Genomic DNA, 23,123 nt, shown 5'->3' on the forward strand with positions numbered 1-23,123 from the left:
GGCCTCCAAGGGGGTTTGACCGGTCCAATGACGTCGCCCCGAAAGGTAGCCGCCCGGCTCGGAACTCGTCAACCGTCGTGCGCATTACGTGCCTTTTGACCGGACAAGAGAGCAGGAACGCAAAATCGGGCCTTGTTTGAGCGGTCAAATCTGGCGTATGGTCCGGCCACGCGGTTCCGGCTCGTGGTTCCCCCCAAGGGCCCGCCAGGTGTGGCGTGCCCGACAGAAAGGAGCACCCGTGTCCCCCCATCGCAACGTGCTCACCGCTGCCGCCGCGGCCCTGACGCTGGTCCTGGGCGGCTCGCTGAGCGTCCCGGCCGCCTCGGCCGCACCGCCCGACGCCGCCTACACGATCACCGTCGGCTCCACCGGCCGCTACGCCCATCCCACCGACACCCCCGCGGCCACCTACATCGACAAGGACGGCACCTTCTACTTCCAGCAGTCGGCCGCCCTCTACGGCGCCTCCGACCCCCGCTACTGGGACTTCTTCACCGGCGCGAACTTCGAGACCGCCACCCGCTCGGCCGCGATCAGCGACGCGGTCAACCCGGCCAACTCCGCCGACCGCAACAACGACACGACCTGGCGCTGCAACAACAGCCCGACCGGCGTCGAGGCGACCCCCGCCGGCGCGGGCTCGGGGTACGCCCACAGGAACTACTGCGACCTGGTCGGCGTCTGGGTGGACCCCGACACCGGCGACTGGTACGGCCTGGTGCACAACGAGTTCACCCCCCAGCCCTTCGGCGACGGCCTGCACTACGACTCGCTGGACTACGCCGTCTCCCGCAACCAGGGCCGGGTGTGGACCATCCTCGGCCACGCGATCACCTCGCCGTACAGCACGAAGCGCAACGACGGCGCGGCCTTCCCCCACCAGACCTACGACTACGGCGACGGCGACCCGCGCCTGTTCGCCGACCCGGTCTCGGGCTACTTCTACGTCTACTACGGCTCGCGGATCATCCCGAAGGGCGGCGTGGGCGGCGGCAACGGCGGCCTGGCCCACGTGGCGCGGGCGCCGATGTCGGCCAAGATGGCGACCGGCTCGTGGACCAAGTGGTACGACGGCTCCTGGTCGCAGCCCGGCGTGGGCGGCAAGGAGAGCAACATGGTCCCGGTCACCGCCGCGAACCCCCGGGGCTACACGCCCGTGGGCGCCGACTACGACCCGGCCAACACCGGCACGGTCGACCAGCAGATCGCCGCCGGTGAGCTGCCGCCGAAGTCCGACCTGTTCATCATGAACATCGCCTACGACGCCCACCTCGGCCTGTACCTCGGCGAGCCCGAGGTCGTCTCCGGCCGTCAGCCGCAGCGCCTCTACGTCACCGACGACCTGTCGACCCAGCGATGGCGCCTGATCGGCGACACCGGGAGCTACGTCTCCGGCTCCTGGTACCGCTGGTTCCTCGACGACGTCAGCAGGACCGGCTCGGCCATCGTCGGCAGGACGTTCCGCTCGTACTGCTCGATCGAGTGCGCGTCCTCCAGCGGCGAGTACGCGAACCTCACCGTCACCTCCACCGCGCCCGCCCCCGCCCCGGCGGACCCGGCCAGGACCTACCGGATCGGCACCGGCGCGGGCCGCGTCCTGGCCCAGGTCTCCGGCGGCCCGGCGACCACCTCCAGCGCCGCCCCGACCGGCTCGCCCCTGGAGAGCTGGACGTTCACCTCCAACGGCGACGGCTCCTACCGCATCGCCAACGCCTCGACCGGCGGGCTGCTCGGCGTGGACGCGGCCACGACGGCCGGCCGCGCCTGGGGGGCGAGACCGGTCGTCACCGCGCCCGGCGCCGGCGGGCCCACCGCGGGCCAGCAGTGGTTCGTGGTGCCGGCCGGGAGCGGCCACCGGCTGGTCAACCGCTACAGCGGCCTCGCGCTCGCCCTGACGGCGGACGCGTCCCGACCGGCCGAGACCACCCCCGTACGCCACTGGAGCGACACCTCCGGCGGGACGGTCGGCGGCCGCCGCACGGCCGCCGAGCAGACCCTGACGCTGACCGACACCGGCGCCTCCGGCGGCGACCTGAGCGGCACCCACACCCTGACCGCCGCCGGCAAGGCCCTGGACGACCCCGACCACTCCACCACCCCCGGCACCCAGCTCATCACCTGGGCCCCCAACACCGGCGCCAACCAGCGCTGGATCTTCACCCGCCAGCCCGACGGCTCCTACCAGATCGCCAACGGCCTGTCGAAGCTCTGCGCGGACGTCAGCGGCGGCTCGTCCGCCGCCGGCGCCAAGATCATCCAGTGGACGTGCACCGGCGCCGCGAACCAGCGCTGGCAGGTCACCCCCGCCTCCGCCGGCGGCTACCGGATCGCCTCGCAGAAGAGCGGGCTGCTGCTCACCACGGCCTCCACCGCCGACGGCGCGCTCGTCACCCAGCAGGCCGACACCGGCTCGGCGCTGCAGCGCTGGACGGTCGGCTGACCACCCTCCGGCGGGGCCCCGTCCGGGCCCCGCCGGGCCACCCCCCGAATCTCACAGGACAGGCGGTGCCGCTCGATGAGCTCATCCCGATCCCTCCCCATCCGCAGGACGTTCGCCGGGCTCGCCGCCGGCGCGCTGGCCCTCGGCCTGGTCACCGCCTGCGGCGGCGGCGCCCAGGACGCGGCCGGCAAGGAGCTCGTCTACTGGTCGATGTGGAAGCAGGGCGAACCCCAGCAGGTCGCCCTGCAGGCCGCGATCACCCGCTTCACCCGGGCCACCGGCATCAAGGTCAAGGTCGAGTGGGCCGGCCGCGACGTGGTCAAGCAGAAGCTGCCCGCCGCGCTCACCACGTCCAAGGTGCCGGACGTGGTCGACCAGTCCGACGACACGATCCGGCCGTTCATGGTGACGCCGGGCGTGGCCCGGGGGCTGGCCGGGGTGTACGAGGCCGACGTGCCCGGCGAGGCGGGCAAGAAGGTCAAGGACGTCATCCCGGCCAAGTACTCGCAGAGCCCGGCGTTGCGGCTGCCGGACGGCCAGCCGTACATGGTGCCCTACAGCGTGGCCGGCATCGGCCTGTTCTACGACGCCGCCACCCTCACCGAGGCGCCGCCGAAGGACTGGACCGCGTTCCTGGCGCTGCTCGGCAGGCTCAAGGCCGGCGGCCGGACGGCCCCGCTCACCGCCGACGGCGAACAGTACTGGTCCGACTCCTACTGGATGAACTACTACCTCTACCGGACGATCGGGGCGGACGGCCTCAAGGCCATCGCCGAGGACCGGACCGGGCAGTCGTGGAAGAGACCGGAGGTGCTGGCCGCCGCCCGGCAGATCGAGCGGTTCGCCAAGGAGGGTTACCTGCTCAAGGGGTACGACGCGAGCAAATACCCCGAGCAGCAGAAGAACTGGGCCCAGGGCCGGGCCGCGTTCATGATCATGGGTTCCTGGCTGCCCAGCGAGGTCGGCTCGTACGCCAGGGCCGGGTTCAAGCCGGCCTCCATGCCCTTCCCCGAGGTCGGCGGGCCGGCCAAGGGCGAGGAGGTCGTGCAGTTCGGCTTCGCGATGCCGGCCAAGGCCAGGAACGTCGAGGCCGGCGAGCGGTTCATCGCGTACCTGACGACCAGGGAGTTCGCCGACGACCTGGCCAGGACCGCCTCCGTGCTCTCGCCGCGCGCGGACGCGTTCGTGCCCGAGGCGCTGGCCGGGGTGAAGAGGCAGCTCGACAGCGTGCCCGAGACCTACCCGTTCGCGGCCGGGCTGAGCGTGCCGGGCTGGACCGACAAGGTCTACTACCCGACCGTCGGCGAGCTGTTCAACGGCAGGCTCACCGCGCAGGGGTTCGTGGACAAGATCAGCGCGGTCCAGGCCGGCTTCTGGAAGAACCAGGGCAGCTGATGGCGGCCGAACCCGGCACGCGGCCCGGTCCGGCCGTGCGGGCCCGGCAGCGGGCCTTCGTCCCCATGGTCGGGCCGGCCCTGGCGCTGCTGGGCGTCTTCGTCCTCGGCCCGGCCTGCTACGCCGTGTGGATCAGCCTCCAGCAGACCGCCGGGTACGGCGATTCCCGCTTCGTCGGCCTGCGCAACTACGCCCGCCTGCTGGGCGACCCGGTCTTCCACACCGCGCTGCTGAACACCCTGAAGCTGCTGGTCGTCGGCGGCGGCGTGACGTTCGCCGCCGGGTTCGCGCTCACGATGGTGCTCAGGGAGATGCGCGGGCGGCTGGTCGCGCGCAACATCCTGTTCTTTCCCAACATCGTCAGCGCGCTGGTGCCGGCCATCGTGGCGGGCTTCCTGTTCAACCCCGACGGGCTGGTCAACACCGTGCTGAGGGGCGTCTTCGGGGTGAGCGACCCGCCGAAGTGGCTGGCCGTGGACAACACGTTCACGCTCATCCTGATCGTGGCGATCTGGGCGGCCGTCGGGTACTACACCACGATCATCATGGCCGCCGTCGACCGCATCCCCGCCTCCTTCTACGAGGACTGCGCGCTGCTCGGGGCCACGTCCTGGCAGCGGCTGCGGCACGTCACGATCCCGCTGACCTGGGACGTGCTCAGCGTCTGCGCGCTGCTGTGGACCATCAGCTCGATCAAGGTGTTCGAGCTGGTGCTGGTGTTCGGCGGCGGCACCGCGGGCACCCCGCCGAGCAGCACCTGGACCGTCGCCCTCTACAGCTACGCGGCCACGTACGGCGGCTCCGGCTCGCCGCCCGAGCTGGGGATGACCGCCGCCAGCGCGCTGTTCAGCCTGCTGATCGCGGCGGCCGTGGTGCTGCTGCTGCGGCGGGCGCTCGACCGTGAAGCCGTCCGGTTCTGACAGGGGGACGATCATGAGACCGACGAGGCTCGCGCCCATGAAGGCGCCCCTGAAGGCGGCCGTGTGGGCGGTCGCCGCCGCCGACGTGGCGCTGCTGGCGTGGGTGCTGATCACATCGCTGAAGAGCACCCGCGACGTGTTCGACCACCCCTGGCGGCTGCCGATCCCGCCGACGCTGGACAACTACCTGACCGCGCTGGAGGTCGGGAACTTCGGCCGGGCCGCGGTCAACAGCGCGGTCGTGGGCGTGCTGTCCTCGGTGCTGGCCGTGGTGGTCGCCGCGCCGGCCGCGTACGCGCTCACCCGGACGGCGACCCGCGCCGGACGGCCGCTGACGCTGCTGTTCGCGCTCGGGACCGGCGTGCCCACGCAGGTCATCCTGCTGCCGATCTTCCTCATGCTGAGCAGCCTGGAGCTCACCTCCACCCTGACCGGCCTCACCCTGGCCTACGTCGGCACGGCCATGCCGTTCACCGTCTTCCTGCTGACAGGCTTCTTCCGGTCGCTGCCCGGCGAGCTGGAGGAGGCCGCCGCGCTGGACGGCGCCGGGGTGTGGCGGACGTTCCTGCGCATCGTGGTGCCGGTCGCCCGGCCCGGCCTGGTCACCGTGTTCGTGCTGCAGCTCATCGTCTCCTGGAACGAGACCATGCTCGCCCTGGTGCTGATGCAGGACGACGAGAAGGAGACGCTGCCGGTGGCGCTGATCGGCTTCGCCCAGCAGCAGCAGTACACCGGCACCAACTGGGGCGGTATGTTCGCCGGCGTCTGCGTGGTCGTGCTGCCCATGGTGGTCCTGTTCGCCTGGGTGGGACGCCGCGTCACCGAAGGCATCACCTTGGGGATGGGAAAATGACGACGACCGTCCGACGTACCACGATCACTCTGCCGGTCGCCCCGCCCGGCCCGGACAACCCGCTGCCGCCCCTCCGCGACGCCCCCGGGCCCGCGCCCACGGTCGCCGGCGCGCCGCCCGACATGGCCTTCCAGCTCTCCTACGGCAGGCTCGTCTCCGTGCTGCCCTGCCGGGTCCAGGACGGCTACGACCGGGCGCGCCGGCCCCGCCGGGTCGAGGCGATCCAGCTCGCCAACGACCGGCTGACCGCGACCGTGCTGCCCGGCTGGGGCGGACGGCTGTACTCGCTGGTCCACCGCGACCACGGCGAGCTGCTCCACCGGAACCCGGTGCTGCAGCCGGCGAACTTCGGGCTGACCGGCGCCTGGTTCTCCGGCGGCGTGGAGTGGAACTCCGGCTCGACCGGGCACACCACGCTGACCTGCCGTCCGGTCTTCGCCGGGGAGGCCGAGGGGCCCGACGGCACGCCGATGCTGCGGGTGTGGGAGTGGGAACGCACCCGGGACCTGCCGTACCAGGTCGACTTCTGGCTGCCGCGCGGGTCGGACTTCCTGTACGTGGGCGTGCGCATGCGCAACCCGCACGCGCACGAGGTGCCGGCGTACTGGTGGTCGAACATCGCCGTCCCCGAGACCGGGGGGACGCGCGTGCTCGCCCCGGCCGGCACCGCCTGGCACTTCGGCTACGCCGGGCGGCTCGAACAGGTCCCGATCCCGGTCTGGGACGGCCTGGACCGCAGCTACCCGGCCCGCGCGGAGCACGCCGCCGACTACTTCTTCGAGCTCGGCGACCGCCGTCCCTGGATCGCCGCGCTCGACGGCTCCGGCGCGGGACTCGTGCACACCTCCACCCGGTCGCTGCGCGGCCGCAAGCTCTTCCTGTGGGGACGCGGGCCGGGCGGGCGCCGCTGGCAGGACTGGCTCACCGAGCCCGGCGCCGGCGGCTACCTGGAGATCCAGGCGGGGCTGGCCCGTACCCAGCTCGAACACGTGCCGCTGCCCGGCGGGGGCGAGTTCTCCTGGCTGGAGGCGTACGGACCGCTGCGCGCCGACCCCGCCGCCGTGCACGGCGCGGACTGGACGGCGGCGGTGCGGGCGGCCGAGGAGGAGCTGGCGGCCCGGCTGCCGGCCGCCGAGGTCTCCGCCGCCTGGCGCAAATGGCGGCCGCACGCCGACCAGGAGCCCGTCCGGATCCTGGCGGAGGGGTCCGGCTGGGGGGCCCTGGAGGTGACGCGCGCCGGCGTCACCACGCCCGGCACCCCGTTCCCCGGGTCCACCCTCGGTCCTGACCAGTCGCCCTGGCTGTCCCTCCTCACCACCGGGGCCTTCCCCCGTCCCGGGCCCTCTCCCGGCGCGGATCCCGGGCACAGCCTCGTGTCGGGGCCGTGGCGGCGGCTGCTGGAACGGGCGCCGGAGACCTGGGTGACGGCCTACCACCTGGGCGTGGCCGCCTGGCACGCGGAGGACCGCGAAGGGGCCGTACGCGCGTGGCGGCGCTCCGCCGAGCTGCGCCCGAACCCCTGGGCGACCCGCTGCCTGGCCCACACCACCGCAAACCCGGACGAACGGGCCACCCTGTACCTCACGGCCCTCCACCAGACGACCGGACTCGTCCGGGAGCGCCTGGCGGCGGAGGCGGCCGTCGCCCTGCTGGAGGCCGGCCGGGCCGCCGAGTGCCTCGCCGTCCTGGACACCCTGCCCCCGACCGGCCGGGCCGTCCTGCTCCGCGCCCGCGCCCTGCTCGCCGTCGGGGACCGGGACGGCGCCCGCGCGCTGTTCGACGCCGGCTTCGACGTCGAGGACCTGCGGGAGGGCGAGGCCGTCCTGCACGACACGTGGGCGCGCCTGACCACCGACCCGCTGCCCGCACGCTACGACTTCCGCATGCACCCGGACGACGCCTGACCCCTCAGGCCCGGCCGCCGCCCTGCTGCACACTCGACGGGAGGGACGCTCACTCGCCGGTGCCGGTGGCCACCGCGTCGGAGTCGGGCGCCTTGATGGACACCTTGGCGCCCCACCCGGTGAAGCGGCTGTCGATGGTGATCGTGCCGCCCTCGAACCCGTTGGTGTCGAGGACCCCCGTGGCCGCGTACGACGACCGCACCCGGCTCACCAGCCCGGCGGAGTTCAGCGTGAGCGTGTACGAGACCTTCGTGTCGTCGTGCATGCGCAGCGGGATCGAGGCCCCGAACCAGCGCGACACCTTCTCCAGCTCCTTGAAGGTGATCTTCCCGGTGAGCGTGCTGCCGCTCAGCCTGCCCTTCTTGACCAGCGCCGCCAGCGTGCCGGGCTCGACGGGGTTGATCACCTGCCCGTGGAAGCCGCTGCCGCCGCCGAGCAGGGCCTTGCCCTTGTACCACGACTTGCCCTCCGGCAGGCGGCCGGACCACATGCCGCCGGAGGTGTAGCTGACGTCGCCGATGCTGATCGTCCGCTCGCGGGGCCGGCCCACGGGGGTGGCGGTGATGTCGGAGGCCGCCACGCCCTTGGCGCCGAACTGGAAGGTGCCCTTGCGGCTCTGGATCTTGCCCTTGTGCGGGCCCGACAGCGTGGTCGTCTCGGTGAACCGCACGCCGTGCCCGGTGGCGAGCTTGGCCTTGAGGGCGCGTACGGGGTCCTTGGGGGCCGCCTGGGCGGGCGCGGTCGCCGTCAGCACGCAGGCGCAGGCCGCCAGGGCGGTGATCATCGTCTTCTTCACGAGCCGAGATCCTGCCGCAGGATGATCACGGCAGGAGCACGGCCCCCCTCCGCTCCGCGATGATCATCAGCCCAGCAGCGGGAAGCGGTCGTCGGCGGACGGGAGCCGTCCGGTGGCTTCCAGCACGTACGTCGTCAGGTCCAGATGCGACGGGCGGTCCGAGCCGAGCAGCCCGTCGAGGGTCTCGCCCGCCAGTTCCAGCGCCTCCCGGGCGGGCGGCCGCGCGGCCCGCAGGTCGAGATGGTGGACGGCGGCCTCGGTCGCCAGCGTGGCCAGGAAGTCGGGCACGGCGATCACGTGGCCCTGCGTGGCGACGCATCCCGCCGGGTCGGCCGCCAGCGCCGCCCGCACGGCGGCGGGGGCGGTGTCCTGCCACACCCGCAGCACTCCGGAGGGCCGGGTGAAGGCGGAGGCGGACCTGCGCACCCACCAGGCGTGGGCGTCCGCGCCACCGGCGCCCTCGGGGGCGTCCGGGACGGGCTGGAAGGCGCTCCAGTAGGTGACGTGGTCCACGTCGGGCGGCCCGTCGGCCGGGGTGGCGAACGCGACGAGGGCGCGCTGGGCGTCGCACAGGACATGGAAGAGCAGATCCACCCCGGCCCAACCGGCGCACCGGGTGGGGCTGAGCGGGTCGGTCTCGGTCACCGCGGCCGTGAACTCCCGGTAGGCGGCGACGAGGGCGGTGCGGGCACGTTCGATGTCCATGAGGACGATTCTTCTCGGGAGCGGGCTTGCCCGCGTGCCGGGCGGGCGCCCGGGGCCCGGACAGCCGAAAGGCCAGACCCCGTTGTCGCGGGTCTGGCCTTGGAGTGTGGTGGACGATACTGGGATTGAACCAGTGACCTCTTCCGTGTCAGGGAAGCGCTCTCCCGCTGAGCTAATCGTCCTTGGAGGTGGAGACGGGATTTGAACCCGTGTGGACGGCTTTGCAGGCCGCTGCCTCGCCTCTCGGCCACTCCACCGAGTCGAACCACTCCGAGCGGAAGACGGGATTCGAACCCGCGACCCTCACCTTGGCAAGGTGATGCTCTACCACTGAGCCACTTCCGCGCTGTTGCGTGCCTAACTCTAGCGCCTTTTCCGACCAGATGCTTCCCGCTACTTGCGGAGCCGGCGGGCGACGCCGCGTTCGGTGGCCGGCAGGCTCAGGAAGATCTCCAGGATCCGGGTGAGACGGTGGACCTCGATGCGGTGGAAGGCCGGACCCTCGGAGCGGGCCAGCAGCAAGGTCAGGGCGAGCGGCGGGAGCGGGGCGTGGATGGCGTGCACGCCGCCGTCGAGCGTGAGGGCCGCCGGGCGCGGCGGGGCCGGGCTGGGCACGGTCAGGCCCTGCGGCGCGCGCCAGCTCGCGTAGATCACGCCGTGCTCGGCGGCGGTGGCCGCCCAGTCGGCGCTGAACAACACCGGCAGCGAGTCGACGAGCGTGGTCAGCGCGCGGTCGCCCGCCGTGGTGATGTACTTGAGTATCTCCAGCTCGGGGTAGGTGCCGGCGGTCTCGCGGGTGGTCCAGACGCCTTCCACCCGGACGTCCTCGACGCTCTCCAGGCTCTTGACCAGCAGCTCCCGCGGGGTGCTCTCGGGGCAGAAGACGGTGATGTCGTCGACCGCCGAGCCGGCACCCCGGTCGAGCACGGTGACCTGGGTGATGTCGGCCCCCGCCGTGCCCAGGGCCTTGGTGACCTGGGCCAGAGACCCCGGACGGTCGGGCAGCGCCACGCGCACGCGAAGAAGCATCGATCCCTCCCTGGTGATGCCGTTCACAGCCTATAGGCGAATACCGCTTCCGGCCTGAGCTGCGCTACAACTGACGGAGTGAAGATTGGGCCGATTGGGGCATGGCCGCCCGTGGTGCTGGCGCCCATGGCGGGCATCACGAACGCGCCGTTCCGGGTGTTGTGCCGGGAACAGGGCGCCGGGCTGTTCGTGTGCGAGATGATCACGACGCGGGCGCTGGTCGAGCGCAATCCCAAGACGCTCAGGATGATCAGGTTCGCCGAGTCGGAGCGGCCGAGGAGCCTGCAGCTCTACGGCGTCGACCCCGACATCGTCGGTCGGGCGGTCCGGATGATCGCCGAGGAGGACCTCGCCGACCACGTCGACCTCAACTTCGGCTGCCCGGTGCCCAAGGTGACCAGGCGCGGGGGCGGGTCGGCGCTGCCGTACAAGAGGAACCTGCTGCGGCGGATCCTGCGGGCGGCGGTGGCGAACGCGGGGGCGCTGCCGGTGACCATGAAGATGCGCAAGGGCATCGACGACGACCACCTGACCTACCTCGACGCCGGCCGCATCGCGGCCGAGGAGGGCGTCGCGGCGATCGCCCTGCACGCCCGCACGGCGAAGCAGCACTACGGCGGCGTGGCCGACTGGGCGGCGATCGCGCGCCTGAAGGAGGCCGTGCCGGAGATCCCGGTGCTGGGCAACGGCGACATCTGGTCGGCCGACGACGCGTTGCGCATGGTGGCGCGCACCGGCTGCGACGGCGTCGTGGTCGGGCGCGGCTGCCTCGGGCGTCCGTGGCTGTTCAAGGACCTGGAGAACGCCTTCAACGGCAGCCCCGAGCGGGTCAGGCCGACGCTCGGCGAGGTGGCCAGGACGATGGAGCGCCACGCGGCCGGCCTCACCGAGTGCTTCGACACCGAGCGGTACGCGATCGCGGACTTCCGCAAGCACGTCGGGTGGTACCTCAAGGGGTTCGAGGTCGGCAGCGCGCTGCGGCGGGAGCTGGCCACGGCCGAGTCGCTGGACGGGCTCCGGGAGGGGCTCGCCAAGCTCGACCACGACCAGCCGTGGCCGCCGAACACCGACACGCCCCGGGGCAAGTCGGGCGAGCGTCAGAAGGTGCAACTGCCTGACGGGTGGCTCGACGACCCGTGGGACTGCGTGGTCCCGGACGAGGCGGAGTCGGACATCTCCGGCGGCTGACGGACCGGTTCCTGGTGGGGCGGTCAGTGGGGGCCGGTGGCCTCGGTGCCGCAGGGGCCGCCGCCGGCCGACGGCTCCAGGAGCACGCGCTCGCCGTCCATCGTCAGCGTCTCGTACCAGGACGAGATGCGCTCGGCCGAGCGGCCGGTGTAGTGGCAGATGAAGCTGCGCCTGAACCGGTCGGCCGTGCTGTTCGGCTCCGACCCGTGCACCAGGCTGCCGTTGAAGAAGAGCACGTCACCGGGCTGCATGTCCACGGGCACCCGCTCCAGGCCCGGCGGGGGCGGGACGTACTCGCGGGTGAAGGAGAGGTCCTGGTCGGCCTCCTCCGGGCAGAACAGGTCCATCAGATGGGTGCCGGGGACCACTTCGAGGCCGCCGTTGGCGCGGTCGACGCGGTCCAGCGCCACCCAGGCGGCCACGCACGTGCCCGGCTCGACGCGCAGGTAGAAGTTGTCCTGGTGCAGCGCCTGCCCGCGGGCGCCCGGCGGCTTGAAGTAGAACATGCTCTGGGCTGCTATCGGCTCCTCGCCCAGCAGCTCGCGCAGGATCGCGGCGAAGCGGGCGTCGAGCAGGTAGCGCAGGGCGACGTCGTTCACCTGGTGGGGATGCATGATCCGGGGGTAGTCGCGCAGGACGTCGTAGGGCTCGCCCGGCTCCTGCGGGACGGGCGAGAAATGCCCGGGTATCGGGCCGGCGGCGTGCAGGGCCATGAACTCCTCGCGCAGCTCGGCCACCTCCTCGGGAGCCAGCAGCGCGGGGACGAGCACGTACCCCCGGTCGTGGAAGTCGTTCAGCCTCATGCCCTTCACCGTAGGCACCCGGCCTGTGGGACGGTATGACCGTGACCGCTGAGAACCTGTCTGTTCCTGCTGCCGAGTTGATGATCGTCGGCCACTACGACAAGGCGGCCGGGTACGGCACCCGCCGCCCCCACGGCTCGCCGAGCTGGCTGCTGCTGTGGACCCAGGCGGGGGAGGGGCGGGTCGAGCAGGCGGGGGCGTCGTTCACCGTGCGGGAGGGGGACCTGGCGGTGCTCGGGCCGGGCTCGGCGCAGCGTTACCGGGTCGCGCCGGGGGCGGGGAGATGGCGGTTCTGGTGGGTGCACTTCCAGCCGCGCCCGTCCTGGACGGCCTGGCTCGCGCCGTACGCGCCGGCCGCCGGCTGCCACCTCGTGGAGGGCGTGCCCGCCGGGGTGCGCGACCGCGTCGACCGGGCCTTCGACCGCGCGCTCCAGGACGCCCGCTGGATCCCCGGCCACACCGCCCCGGACGCGCCGGCCGGGCCGCCGTCCGCGCCGGCGGTCGTCATGTCGAGTCCCGCCCGGGAACTGGTGCTCGGGGCGGTGGAGGAGGTGCTGGTGCTGGCCACGGCCGCGGCGGGGGCCGTTCGTGAGCCCGGCGCCGAGGGCGGCGACGAGCGGGTGCGCCGGGTGCTCGACCTCATCGCCGCCGAGCCCGAGGCCCAGCACTCGGTCGCCTCGCTGGCCCGCGCGGTGGCGCTGTCGCCGTCGAGGTTCGCGCACCTGTTCGCGGCCGAGACCGGCCAGACCCCGATGGGCGCCGTGCGCAGGGCGCGGGTGCGGCACGCCGCGAGCCTGCTGGAGGTGACCGACCTGGACGTCGGCCAGGTGGCCGCCGCCTCGGGGTTCGTCAGCCCGTTCCACTTCAGCCGCGCCTTCAGACGCGAGTACGGCCTCCCGCCCCGCGACTACCGCGCCCGCCTGCGCCGCCCCTGACCCCCCTCAGCCCCGGCCCGGCTCACACCTCGACCGGCTCACACCTCGACTGGCTCACACCTCGACCGGGCCGCCGCTGCGCCAGTAGACGTTGCCCTCCCTGGACAGCAGCCCCTCGTCCACCAGGTAGCGGCGCAGCGCCGCGAAGTCGTCGTGGAAGGCCCGCAGCGCCACGTTGACGTCGGCCTCGGGGTAGCGCACGCCCGGCTCGAACACCCGCGAGACGTAACGCAGCACGATCAGCCGCTTGTCGCGGCGCATGCCCATGGTGGTCAGCCGGCCGTCGACCAGGAACGTGCGCAGCACCCGCTCCTCGGCGCTCAGCTCCGCGGGCGGCTCGGCCCGCTCCCGCAGCAGCTCGCGGAAGCGCTCCGGCCGCGCCCGCCACTTGCCGTCGTCGTCGCGCTCGGCCAGGCCGCCGCTGGCCAGGCGGTCGAGGGCCTTGGGGGGCAGGTCGCCGCTGTCACCGAGCACCAGGGACGCGAGTGCGCGCAGGGTGTCCTCCTGGCAGAGCAGCCCGAGCACGCGTCTGAGGTCTTCGTCGCTCACCCCTACCATTTTGTCCCATGATCGCAGCACTGTTCGTCGCCGTCGGCCTGGCCATCCCGGGCAACTTCCTGCTGTACGAGAAGGCCGCCGCCAAGAAGGACCCCAACCCCGAGCACAGCTGGACGGTGTCGGGCAAGAAGAACGCCCAGCTCGTCGTGAACCCGTGCCAGAAGACCGGGCTGGGCCAGGCCGGCCGCACGGCGGCCAGGACGATCGTCTACACCTCGGTGCCCGACTACTCCAAGTCCGAGCAGGTGATCCTCTACTCCTCGCCGGAGGCGGCGGGCAAGGCGGTCGGCGAGCTCAGGGCGGCCGTCCGGGCCTGCGGCACCGCGGCGTACCGGTACGGCGCATCCAGGATCGCGCTCGGCGACGAGGGCCTGCTGGTCACCGGCCAGGCCTACGACCACGGCAAACCGGCCGTCGGCGGCGAGCGGGCCGTCGTGACCCGCCGCGCCAACGCCCTGATCGTCTACACGGCCGGCGGCGAGTGGGGCAAGCCCGCCAAGACCGACTTCAGCCGGCAGCGGAAGGACGCGGGCACGATGCTCGCCAAGATCTGCACGCTCGCGGAGTGCTGAATGTCTCGATCTTGAGACGTCGCCATGACCGGACGCCTACTTTCGCCGTCCGACAATGAAGCGACAAGCCGGTGCCGGAACGCCCTTGCCAGTCCGTTCCGGCACACGGCTTGTTCTCTGTCCGCAGCCGCTCAGAGCCGGTTGAGGCCGAGCACGTGCAGCACGGCCCGGCCCTCCTCGTCGGAGGCGGTCAGGTCGACCTGGGCGTCGATGCCCCAGTCGCCGTCGCCGGCCGGGTCCTTGATCGTCTGGCGTACCCGCCACAGGCCGCTCTCCTCCTCGATCCGCAGCAGCGCGGGCCCGCGCGCGTCGGCGTCGGTGAAGATCTCCTCGTGGTCGGCGTAGTACGCGTCGAGCGCCGCGCCCCAGTCGACGTCGGGGGCGAGCTCCTCCAGCTCGTCCTCCTTCTCGATGGCGCACAGCTCGACCAGCCGGAACATGGCGTTGCGCACCAGCACCCGGAAGGCCCGCGGGTTGGCCGTGACCGGCCGCACCTTGGTCTCCAGCTGCGCCTGGCGCTCCAGCGCCTCCTCGGGGTTGGTCAGCTTCTCCCACTCGTCGATCAGCGAGGAGTCGACCTGGCGGACCAGCTCGCCCAGCCACTCGATGAGATCGACCAGGTCCTCGGTCTTCAGGTGCTCGGGGACCGTGCGCGACAACGTGCGGTAGGCGTCGGCCAGGTAGCGCAGCACCGTGCCCTCGGAGCGGGCCAGCTCGTAGAACTGGATGTACTCGCCGAACGTCATCGCGCGCTCGAACATGTCGCGCACCACCGACTTCGGGCTGACCGTGTAGTCGCCGACCCACGGGTGGCCGCGCCGGTAGGTCTCGTACGCCCCGAGCAGCAGGTCGTCGAGCGGCATCGGGTACATGACCTCGGCGAGCGCCTCCATGCGCTCCTCGTACTCCATGCCGTCGGCCTTCATCTGGGCGACCGCCTCGCCGCGCGCCTTCTTCAGCTGCGCCGACAGGATCTGGCGGGGGTCGTCGAGGATGGACTCGACGATCGAGACCATGTCCAGCGCGTACGAGGGCGACTCGCGGTCGAGCAGGTCGAAGGCGGCCAGCGCGAAGGTGGACAGCGCCTGGTTGAGCGCGAAGTCCTCCTGCAGCTCGATCGTCAGCCGGGCCCGCCGGCCCTGCTCGTCGGGCTCGGCGAACTGCTCGACGATGCCGCCGGCCAGCAACGAGCGGTAGATGGCGATGGCCTGGCTGATGTGCCGCCGCTGCCACTTGCGGTCTTCGTGGTTGTCGGTGAGCAGGTGTCTCATCGCCTGGAAGCAGTCGCCCGGCCGGTTGATCACGGCCAGCAGCATCGCGTTGCTCACCTTGAAGCGGGAGTTGAGCGGCTCGGGCTCGGCCTGCTGCAACTTCTCGAACGTCTCCTCGCTCCAGCCGACGAACCCCTCCGGCGGCTTCTTGCGCGCGTAGCCGCGCCGCCGCTTGGGATCGTCGCCGATCTTGGCCAGCGCCTTGGCGTTCTCGATGTCGTGCTCGGGGGCCTGGCAGGCGACGTAGCCGATGGTGTCGAAGCCCGCGCGCCCGGCCCGCCCGGCGATCTGGTGGAACTCGCGGGCGCGCAGTCGGCGGACCTTGTTGCCGTCGTACTTGGACAGGGCGGTGAACAGGACCGTGCGGATGGGCACGTTGACGCCGACGCCGAGCGTGTCGGTGCCGCAGATGACCTTCAGCAGCCCGGCCTGGGCCAGCCGCTCCACCAGCCGTCGGTACTTGGGCAACATGCCGGCGTGGTGGACGCCGATGCCGTGCTTGACCAGCCGCGACAGCGCCCGGCCGAACCGGGTGGTGAACCGGAAGCCGCCGATCATCGCGGCGATGGCCTCCTTCTCGGCCTTGGTCGCCATGTTGATCGACATGAGCGCCTGGGCCCGTTCCATGGCCGCGGCCTGCGTGAAGTGCACGACGTAGACGGGGGCCTGCCCGGTGGTGAGCATCTCCTCCAGCGTCTCGTGCAGCGGCGTCATCCGGTAGGAGTACACCAGCGGCACCGGCCGCTCGGCGTGCTTGACCACCGCCGTGGGCCGCCCGGTGCGCCTGGTCAGGTCGCGCTCGAACATCGACACGTCGCCGAGCGTGGCCGACATCAGCACGAACTGCACGTTGGGCAGCTCCAGCAGCGGCACCTGCCAGGCCCACCCGCGGTCGGGCTCGGCGTAGAAGTGGAACTCGTCCATCACGACCTGGCCGATGTCGGCCGCCGCGCCGTCGCGCAGGGCCACGTTGGCCAGGATCTCGGCCGTGCAGCAGATGATGGGCGCGCCCGGGTTGACGCTGGCGTCGCCGGTCATCATGCCGACGTTGGCGGTGCCGAACACGGCGCACAGGTCGAAGAACTTCTCCGACACCAGCGCCTTGATCGGCGCGGTGTAGAACGTGCGGACGTCTCTGGTCAGCGCGGCGAAGTGGGCCCCGGCGGCGACCAGCGACTTGCCCGAGCCGGTCGGCGTGGCCAGGATCAGGTTGCTGCCGGAGACGACCTCGATGAGGGCCTCCTCCTGGGCGGGATAGAGCGTGAGCCCCCGTTCGGCGTTCCAGGCGACGAACGCGTCGAATATGACGTCGGGGTCGGCGTCGATGTCTTCCGGCAGGCGGTCAACGAGAAGGCTCACGTATCTATCCTGCCGAAGTTTGCCGGGTGGTCGAACCCGCCGCCCCTAGCGGAGGTCGAGTTGCATCAGCACGGTGTCGATCCAGCGGCCGTGCTTGAACCCCACGTTGCTCAGCCGTCCCGCCTCCTGGAACCCGAAGGCGGCGTGCAGCCGCAGCGAGGCGGGGTCGCCGCCGTCGGCGATCACCGCGATCAGGGTGCGCGCGTCGGTCGCCGCGGCCCGCCGGATCAGCTCGCCCAGCAGCAGGCGGCCGAGCCCGCGGCCGGTGGAGCCGGGCGCGAGGTAGATCGAGTCCTCCAGGCTGTGGCGGTAGGCGGGCTTGGGCCGGTACTGGCTGAGGTAGGCGTAGCCGGCGATCGCGCCGGTGACCGCCCCGCCGTCCGCGCCGCCGTCCGCGCCGCCGTTCGCGCTGTCGTTCGCGCTGTCGTCCTGAGCCACCAGGAAGGGCAGCCCCGCCGCCGCGAGCGCTGCCGCCTTGGCCCGCCACTCCTCGGCCCCCGGCGGCGTCTCGTCGAACGTGGCCACGCCGCCGGTGACGTAATGGGCGTAGATGGCGGTCACGGCGGGCAGGTCGGCCTCGGTCAGGTCGCGGATCGTCGTCATGCCGCCCGATTGTGGACGGGACGCGTTTCGCCGGTGTTACGCGCGGGCCTTCGGCGCCGTCAGCAGCAGGCCGCCGAGCACCGCGAGCACCGCCAGGAACGGGCCGCCGCCCGGCACGAAGCCGCCCACGGTCAGCGTCAGGATCCCGGCCCCGACCAGCCCCGCGGCCACCAGCATGACCCCGCGGCCGGCGGTCCCGTACGGCAGCGACGGCGGCGTCTCGAACCTGGCGAACGCCCGCACCAGCCCCCACATGACCAGGCACAACATCCCGAACCACACCGGCCACCCGGCGAACCAGAACAGGCTGCCCGGCTCCGGCGTCTCCACGCCCAGCAGCACCACGACCACGCCGGTCACGGCGAACAGCGCGGGCATGTGCCACAGGTAGACCGTCATGATCCGCGGGCCGGCCCAGTCCAGGACGCGGCGCAGGGGCAGCCGGACCAGCCAGGGGCGCAGCAGCACGGCCAGGCCGATCTGGCCGACGCCGACGGCCATGATGGCCAGCGTGGGCGGGGCCATGTTGGACACCTCGGCGCCGGGCAGGCCGATCATGCTGCCGGGGTAGGGGCCGAACCCGACCAGCAGCGCCGCCACGCCGAACCCGCCGGCCGCCAGCAACGCGGCCATCCGCACCCGGCCCTCGGCGTAGAAGAAGCCGATCTGGTGGACGGCCAGCCACACGAAGACGATGTTCACATAGCCGGCCGCCTCCAGGCCGGTCGAGAAGCGCACGACGTCCGTCAGCGCCGCCCCGGCCGCCAGCGCGACGGGGACGAGCACGCCGAACCTGCGGTGCAGGCGCAGCGCGTACGGCGTGACCGTGACCGCGATCAGGTACACGGCCAGGAACCACAGCAGCTGCCCGGTCAGCTTGGCGCCCACCGCCAGCGGCTGCTCCGGCACCCCCAGCGTGAGCAGCACGTGGGGCAGCGGGATCCACACCGCCGCCAGCGGCAGCAACGGCCAGGCGAGCCTGCGCAACCGCCCGGCCAGCCACTGCTGGTCGCTCTTGGCCGAGCGGCCGCGGCTGATCGCGTTGGCCGCGCCGCCGGCGAAGAAGACCAGCGGCATGACCTGGCTGAGCCACGTCACCACCCACACCCCCGGCGTGGACAGCGCGTTGCCCGTGGTCAGCCGGCCGCCCTCGTAGGACAGGACGGGGATCGTCCAGTGCTGCAGCACGATGAGCGCCATGCCGAGCACGCGCAGCAGGTCGATGAACGGGTCCCTGGCCGTCGCGCGCGGCGCCCGTACCGGGGCGGGACGGTCGAGCAGGACGGTCATGGGGGAGCCTCGTTTCGAGCGGGGGAGCGGATGACTCAAGGCTTCCGTCCCGGACGCCCGGGCACACTGCCGCGGACCGCCGTCTTCAGGTCAAGATCACACCACCATGGGGGGTAGGGCCAGCCCTACCCTCGGACGCCTGCGTACCTGCTCGTACCGGCCCGCCGGGGGACTTAGCCTTCATTGCATGCGCTCCCTGATGAGGCGTGTCCTTCTCGACACCCGCTACACGCTGGTCGGTTTCCCGACGGCCGTCATCGGCTTCGTGACCATGGTCGCCGGTTTCGCGGCGGGCGTCGGCACCGCGATCGTGTGGATCGGCGTGCCGCTGCTGGCCGGCACGCTCCTGGTCGCGAGGGGTTTCGCCGACGCCGAGCGCGGCTGGCTCTCCGACGTGCTCAAGCGCCCGCCGGTGCGGCCGCGTTACCGTCCGGCGCCCGAGGGGGCGGGCCGCTTCCGCCGCATCGTCAACCCGCTGACCAACGGCCAGTCGTGGCTCGACCTGCTGCACGGCATCCTGAACTTCCCCTTCGCCATCCTGTCGTTCGTGCTGACCGTGGTGTTCTGGGCGATCCCGATCCTCGGGCTGACCTATCCGCTCTACGGCCTGGTCACCTCACGCATCCCCGGCAACTCGGAGCTGCCCGAGCTGCTCGGGCTGGGCTCCGGCTACGTGGTGAACACGATCTTCTACGTCTCGCTCGGCCTGGTCTTCACGTTGGTCCTGCCGTTCGTGGTGCGCGGGGCCGCGCTGGTGCGGGCCGGGCTCGGCCGGGCGCTGCTGACCGGGGTCGCCGAGCTGCAGGAGCGCATCGACGACCTGGCCGAGGGCCGGGCCGCGGCCGTCTCCGCCGAGGCCAACGCGCTGCGCAAGCTGGAGCGCGACATCCACGACGGCCCGCAGCAGCGCCTGGTCTCCCTGGCCATGGAGCTGTCCAGGGCGCAGCGGCAGCTCGCCAAGGACCCCGAGGCCGCCTCGGCCACGATCAGCTCGGCGATCAGCGCCACCCGCGAGACGCTCGACGAGCTGCGGGCCCTGTCGCGCGGCATCGCGCCGCCCATCCTGTCCGACCGCGGCCTCGCGCCCGCCCTCGCCGCTCTCGCCGGGCGCTGCACGGTGCCGGTCGACCTCGACGTGCAGATCGTGGGCCGCTTCCAGGCGGCGATCGAGAACGCGATCTACTTCGTCTGCGCGGAAACCCTGACCAACGTGGCCAAACACAGCCGCGCGACCATCTGCACGGTTCAGCTGCTCCGCATCGGTGACGTCCTCATGCTCACGATCGGGGATGATGGTGTCGGCGGCGCACACGTCGCCAAGGGACACGGCCTGGCCGGTCTGGCCGACCGGCTCCGGGCCGTCGACGGGGAGCTCACCGTCAGGTCGCCGGACGGCGGGCCGACGGTGATCGTGGCGGAGGTGCCGTGCGCGTAGTCGTGGCCGATGACGCGGTCCTGATCAGGGAGGGCCTGGTCAGGCTGCTGGAGGAGTTCGGCTGCGAGGTGGTCGCCACCGTGGGTGACGGCGACGCCCTCGTGGAGGCGATCGTCGAGCACAGACCCGACGTGTCGGTGGTCGACGTGCGCATGCCGCCGTCGTTCACCGACGAGGGGCTGCGGGCGGCGGTCGAGGCCCGGCGCCGGGTGCCCGGCGCCCCGGTGCTCATCTTGTCGCAGTACGTCGAGGTCTCCTACGCCGACGACCTGCTCGCCGACGCCCGTGGCGCGGTGGGCTACCTGCTGAAGGACCGGGTCGTCGACGTCGACGAGTTCCTGGAGGGCCTGCGGCGGGTGGCGGCGGGAGGCACCGTGTTCGATCCGCAGGTGGTGTCCCAGTTGATGGTCCGCAGACGCAAGGACGACCCGCTGGCGCAGCTCACGCCGCGTGAGCGCGAGGTGCTCGGGCTGATGGCCGAGGGCAAGTCCAACCCGGCCATCGGGCGGCAGCTCGTCATCAGCGACGGCGCCGTGGAGAAGCACATCAGGAGCATCTTCAACAAGCTGGGCCTCTACGCCGAGGACAGCGACCAGCATCGCCGCGTGCTCGCCGTGCTGGCCTACCTGAGGTCCTGACCTCCGCCTGTCATCGCCTGAGGTCCTGACCCTCGCCTGGCATTGCCCGAGGTCCTGACCCTCGCCTGGCATTGCCCGAGGTCCTGACCCTCGCGTGCGGCTGCCTGAGGCCGGCTGCCTGAGGTTGACCCCTCGGCCGGGCCCGCCGTGGAGCGTGCGCCGCTCTCCGGCCCCTCCTGGCCCTACGAGGGGTCGCCGGCCGGTCCGCGCGACAGCGCGCGCGGACCCGGCCGCCCGGTCCTAGCCGAGCGCGTCGACCAGCTTCTTGCGCTGCTGGGCGCCGAGGCCGCCGAGACGGCGCTTCTCGTCGACGCCGGCCTCCTCCATCAGCGCGGTGGCCTTGGCCGGGCCGACGCCCTTGACGGCGCGCAGGGCCTGGGACACCTTGATCTTCTTGGCGATGTCGTCGTCGCGCTCCAGGAGCTGGGCGAAGGTCAGCTCGCCCGCCTTGACCTTGGCGAGCAGAGCCGTGCGGGCGGCGCGGGCCTCGGCCGCCTTCGCCAGAGCCGCCTGACGCTGCTCGGGGGTGAGAGTGGGAAGTGCCATCTCGTTCTCTCCTCGGGGAGTTGGGTTCGGGAAACTGTTTCCCGTCGTGCAGTGGCTAATCATGGCGGATACCAGCGGTTCGTGTTGCGGAAAGCGCCCGCTCAACGAGTCCGCCACACCAGGGCGGCCGCTTCGGCGCACGCCACGTCCTGGCTGATCGTGCCGCCGCTGACCCCCACGCCGCCGGCCACCCGTTCCCCTTCGCCGTTGTCCGCCCAGAGGGGGATGCCACCCCCGAAACAGACGAATCGCTCACCCGCCAGACCGAAGAGCTCCCCGCCCGGCGCCACCAGCGCGGCGAGGTCCGCGGTGGCCGCGCGAAGGGCCACCGACGTGTACGCCTTGCCCGGCGCGAGCACCGGCCCGGCGATCTCCGCACCCGCCATACGCTGGAAAGACACCAGATGTCCGCCCGCGTCCACGACCGCCACCGAGACCAGCGCGCCCTCCCGGACGGCCTGCTTCAGAGCGGCCTCGGTCATGCGGAGCGCGAGTTCGAGATCCACGCGTTCCCACCCCCCGTCGAAGATCGTGAGCGCGCCGGGCCCTTCCATCCGTACAGCGCCGGGGGAGGGGGGCGCAAGATCGCCTGGTCGGGGCTCGTGCCGCCGGAAGTTATTGCAAGATTTTCCTCTTCAGGGTGGAATGCGTCACATTTCGTGATCCGGGCGTGTCGGCGCCCTGGTCGGGGCCCCTTTCGCGCCATCTCTCCAGCCCTTCGGGGGTCAGGAAGGCGTCGAACACCGACTCCATGGCCCCCAGCAGGGCGGCGCGCCAGCCCAGCGCGGCGGCCTCGATCCGGGGCGGACGCTCCCGCCGGATGGCCATCAGCGCGGGCCGGCAGGAGTCCGCCAGGGCCTCGCCCGCGCGCTCCAGCAGCGCGACGCCGTGCCCGGAGAGCGTGACGACCTCGGGGTCGTGCGCGTTGACCAGGGCGGCGATGCCCAGCCCTAGGGCGCGGGCCCCGGCCGCGACCGCCTCCGGGCTGCCGGCCAGCACCTCCTCCGCCTGCGCGCGGCCCCGGCCGCCGCCGTGGGCCAGGCCCACGTGGCGCAGCAGCGCGTTCGCGCCCACCTCCTGGCCCCAGCAGCCGGTCGCGCCGCACGCGCACGGCCGGTCGCCGCCGCCCAGCGGCATGTGGCCGAACTCGGCGCCCGGCCCGCTCGCGCCGTCCAGCGGCCGGCCGTCCACGACGAGGACGCCGCCGAGGTCGAAGTCCACGTGCAGGTGCAGGCCCACCCGCACGCCGCGCAGCCGTCCGCGCCGGGCCTCGGCCAGGGCGGCCAGGCCCGTGTCGTTGCCCACCAGGACGGGGTCGGGGCCGGCCGGGCGCCAGGCGAGGCCCAGCAGCCGGGGCACGTCCACCGACCGCCAGCCCAGGTGGGCGATGTCCACCAGCCCGTCGTGCCGGACGGGGCCGGCGAGGGCCACCCCGAGGCCGATCACCCGCCGCGACAGGTGGTCGGCCACCGCCTGGCCGAGCGAGGCCAGGGCGCCCTCCGGGGTGCCGTCGTGCGGCTGGACCTCCAGCACGCTCACCCGTCCGCCCAGCTCGCACGCCGCCAGCTCCCAGGCGTCCTCGCGCACGTCGGCGGCCAGGGCCAGCGGGCCCAGCGGGTGGGGGCCGGGCACCTGGGTGGGGCGTCCCCTGGTGTGCCCGGCGGTGTGCCCGGAGGCGGGCTCCTCGTGCAGCAGGGCGTCCTCGGCCAGGCCGGCGACGAGCACCGACGCCGTGCCCCTGGCCAGGTTGAGGTCCCGGGTGAGCTGCGACCTGGTACGGGTCGCCGCGCAGTCGTGCACCGCGCGCAGCAGCCGGACCCGGTTGTGCGCGCGAAGTTCGCCGCTCGTCGTAGCACTTTTCACAACTCCCAGCTTATGCTCTA

The 23,123-nt window shown here is 72.5% G+C and carries 21 protein-coding genes and 3 tRNA genes; 10 read left to right on the forward strand and 14 right to left on the reverse strand.

What is annotated here, in order from left to right; translation table 11 throughout:
* The first annotated feature begins 238 nt into the window (after nt 1-238).
* The 5 genes from ACFYYW_RS19325 to ACFYYW_RS19345 all read left to right on the forward strand — a co-directional run bounded on the left by ACFYYW_RS19325 (nt 239) and on the right by ACFYYW_RS19345 (nt 7,512).
* The gene (locus ACFYYW_RS19325) at nt 239-2,440 is read left to right on the forward strand and encodes an RICIN domain-containing protein (RefSeq protein ID WP_387650332.1); all 2,202 of its coding nucleotides are present in this window, start codon (nt 239-241) and stop codon (nt 2,438-2,440) included.
* Nucleotides 2,441-2,515: 75 nt separating this feature from the next.
* Nucleotides 2,516-3,835 carry an ABC transporter substrate-binding protein gene (locus ACFYYW_RS19330; RefSeq protein ID WP_387650334.1) on the forward strand — a complete coding sequence of 440 codons (1,320 nt, stop codon included), beginning with the start codon at nt 2,516-2,518 and terminating at the stop codon, nt 3,833-3,835.
* A complete protein-coding gene (locus tag ACFYYW_RS19335; protein ID WP_352325160.1) occupies nt 3,835-4,755 on the forward strand; it encodes a sugar ABC transporter permease in 921 nt (306 codons plus the stop codon). Before ACFYYW_RS19330 ends, ACFYYW_RS19335 begins: the two co-directional genes overlap by 1 nt.
* Before the next feature lie 37 nt (nt 4,756-4,792).
* The gene (locus ACFYYW_RS19340; RefSeq protein WP_387650336.1) at nt 4,793-5,608 is read left to right on the forward strand and encodes a carbohydrate ABC transporter permease; all 816 of its coding nucleotides are present in this window, start codon (nt 4,793-4,795) and stop codon (nt 5,606-5,608) included.
* Entirely contained in the window at nt 5,605-7,512 is a 1,908-nt protein-coding gene (locus ACFYYW_RS19345; protein WP_387650338.1) for a DUF5107 domain-containing protein, read from the forward strand. Before ACFYYW_RS19340 ends, ACFYYW_RS19345 begins: the two co-directional genes overlap by 4 nt.
* Nucleotides 7,513-7,561: 49 nt before the next feature.
* Here ACFYYW_RS19345 and ACFYYW_RS19350 read toward each other — a convergent pair whose 3' ends face one another.
* The 6 genes from ACFYYW_RS19350 to ACFYYW_RS19375 form a co-directional block, all read right to left on the reverse strand.
* Nucleotides 7,562-8,308 carry a hypothetical protein gene (locus tag ACFYYW_RS19350; RefSeq protein ID WP_387650339.1) on the reverse strand — a complete coding sequence of 249 codons (747 nt, stop codon included), beginning with the start codon at nt 8,306-8,308 and terminating at the stop codon, nt 7,562-7,564.
* A gap of 66 nt (nt 8,309-8,374) precedes the next feature.
* Entirely contained in the window at nt 8,375-9,013 is a 639-nt protein-coding gene (locus ACFYYW_RS19355) for a maleylpyruvate isomerase N-terminal domain-containing protein (RefSeq protein ID WP_387650340.1), read from the reverse strand.
* Between the two features lie 107 nt (nt 9,014-9,120).
* Nucleotides 9,121-9,195, reverse strand: a tRNA-Val gene (locus ACFYYW_RS19360).
* A 1-nt stretch (nt 9,196) separates the two neighbouring features.
* A tRNA-Cys gene (locus tag ACFYYW_RS19365) sits at nt 9,197-9,270 on the reverse strand.
* 16 nt (nt 9,271-9,286) lie between these two features.
* Nucleotides 9,287-9,358: transfer RNA gene (locus ACFYYW_RS19370), tRNA-Gly, on the reverse strand.
* A 48-nt stretch (nt 9,359-9,406) separates the two neighbouring features.
* Nucleotides 9,407-10,042 carry an ACT domain-containing protein gene (locus ACFYYW_RS19375; RefSeq protein WP_352325165.1) on the reverse strand — a complete coding sequence of 212 codons (636 nt, stop codon included), beginning with the start codon at nt 10,040-10,042 and terminating at the stop codon, nt 9,407-9,409.
* Between the two features lie 78 nt (nt 10,043-10,120).
* Here ACFYYW_RS19375 and dusB point away from each other — a divergent pair, with 78 nt between their 5' ends.
* The gene (gene dusB / locus ACFYYW_RS19380) at nt 10,121-11,230 is read left to right on the forward strand and encodes a tRNA dihydrouridine synthase DusB (RefSeq protein ID WP_387650341.1); all 1,110 of its coding nucleotides are present in this window, start codon (nt 10,121-10,123) and stop codon (nt 11,228-11,230) included.
* A 23-nt stretch (nt 11,231-11,253) separates the two neighbouring features.
* Here the strand turns inward: dusB and ACFYYW_RS19385 are convergent, their stop codons facing one another.
* Nucleotides 11,254-12,033 (reverse strand): phytanoyl-CoA dioxygenase family protein, encoded by a 780-nt coding sequence (locus ACFYYW_RS19385; protein ID WP_387650343.1) that lies wholly within the window; start codon nt 12,031-12,033, stop codon nt 11,254-11,256.
* 41 nt (nt 12,034-12,074) lie between these two features.
* Between ACFYYW_RS19385 and ACFYYW_RS19390 the strand changes: the two genes are divergently transcribed.
* Nucleotides 12,075-12,968, forward strand: a complete 894-nt coding sequence (locus tag ACFYYW_RS19390) for a helix-turn-helix domain-containing protein (protein ID WP_387650345.1) — start codon at nt 12,075-12,077, stop codon at nt 12,966-12,968.
* 54 nt (nt 12,969-13,022) lie between these two features.
* Here the strand turns inward: ACFYYW_RS19390 and ACFYYW_RS19395 are convergent, their stop codons facing one another.
* The gene (locus ACFYYW_RS19395) at nt 13,023-13,526 is read right to left on the reverse strand and encodes a DUF2087 domain-containing protein (protein ID WP_387650346.1); all 504 of its coding nucleotides are present in this window, start codon (nt 13,524-13,526) and stop codon (nt 13,023-13,025) included.
* 8 nt (nt 13,527-13,534) lie between these two features.
* Between ACFYYW_RS19395 and ACFYYW_RS19400 the strand changes: the two genes are divergently transcribed.
* The gene (locus ACFYYW_RS19400) at nt 13,535-14,098 is read left to right on the forward strand and encodes a hypothetical protein (RefSeq protein WP_387650348.1); all 564 of its coding nucleotides are present in this window, start codon (nt 13,535-13,537) and stop codon (nt 14,096-14,098) included.
* Between the two features lie 131 nt (nt 14,099-14,229).
* Here ACFYYW_RS19400 and ACFYYW_RS19405 read toward each other — a convergent pair whose 3' ends face one another.
* Genes ACFYYW_RS19405 through ACFYYW_RS19415 form a run of 3 tightly spaced genes read right to left on the reverse strand, consistent with a single transcriptional unit; the run spans nt 14,230 to nt 18,621 of the window.
* Complete coding sequence (locus tag ACFYYW_RS19405) at nt 14,230-16,728, reverse strand: DEAD/DEAH box helicase (protein WP_387650350.1); 2,499 nt, start codon at nt 16,726-16,728, stop codon at nt 14,230-14,232.
* A 45-nt stretch (nt 16,729-16,773) separates the two neighbouring features.
* Nucleotides 16,774-17,331 carry a GNAT family N-acetyltransferase gene (locus ACFYYW_RS19410; RefSeq protein WP_387650352.1) on the reverse strand — a complete coding sequence of 186 codons (558 nt, stop codon included), beginning with the start codon at nt 17,329-17,331 and terminating at the stop codon, nt 16,774-16,776.
* 36 nt (nt 17,332-17,367) lie between these two features.
* Complete coding sequence (locus tag ACFYYW_RS19415) at nt 17,368-18,621, reverse strand: acyltransferase (protein WP_387650354.1); 1,254 nt, start codon at nt 18,619-18,621, stop codon at nt 17,368-17,370.
* A gap of 187 nt (nt 18,622-18,808) precedes the next feature.
* On the opposite strand from ACFYYW_RS19415, the gene ACFYYW_RS19420 reads away from it, so the two are divergent.
* Nucleotides 18,809-20,056, forward strand: coding sequence for a sensor histidine kinase (locus ACFYYW_RS19420; protein ID WP_387650355.1), 1,248 nt, complete (start codon nt 18,809-18,811; stop codon nt 20,054-20,056).
* A complete protein-coding gene (locus ACFYYW_RS19425; RefSeq protein ID WP_352325176.1) occupies nt 20,047-20,694 on the forward strand; it encodes a response regulator transcription factor in 648 nt (215 codons plus the stop codon). The genes ACFYYW_RS19420 and ACFYYW_RS19425 overlap by 10 nt, the downstream gene beginning before the upstream one ends.
* A 240-nt stretch (nt 20,695-20,934) precedes the next feature.
* On the opposite strand, the gene mihF is transcribed toward ACFYYW_RS19425, so the two are convergent.
* The 3 genes from mihF to ACFYYW_RS19440 all read right to left on the reverse strand — a co-directional run bounded on the left by mihF (nt 20,935) and on the right by ACFYYW_RS19440 (nt 23,103).
* Nucleotides 20,935-21,240: an integration host factor, actinobacterial type gene (gene mihF, locus ACFYYW_RS19430; RefSeq protein ID WP_043641121.1), complete on the reverse strand. Its 306-nt coding sequence runs from the start codon at nt 21,238-21,240 to the stop codon at nt 20,935-20,937.
* 101 nt (nt 21,241-21,341) lie between these two features.
* Nucleotides 21,342-21,746 carry a heme-binding protein gene (locus ACFYYW_RS19435; protein WP_352325177.1) on the reverse strand — a complete coding sequence of 135 codons (405 nt, stop codon included), beginning with the start codon at nt 21,744-21,746 and terminating at the stop codon, nt 21,342-21,344.
* A 109-nt stretch (nt 21,747-21,855) separates the two neighbouring features.
* The gene (locus ACFYYW_RS19440; RefSeq protein WP_387650357.1) at nt 21,856-23,103 is read right to left on the reverse strand and encodes an ROK family protein; all 1,248 of its coding nucleotides are present in this window, start codon (nt 23,101-23,103) and stop codon (nt 21,856-21,858) included.
* Between the last annotated feature and the right edge of the window lie 20 nt (nt 23,104-23,123).

Origin of the sequence: Nonomuraea sp. NPDC001831 (assembly GCF_042892035.1) — a bacterium.
Lineage (GTDB): Bacteria > Actinomycetota > Actinomycetes > Streptosporangiales > Streptosporangiaceae > Nonomuraea.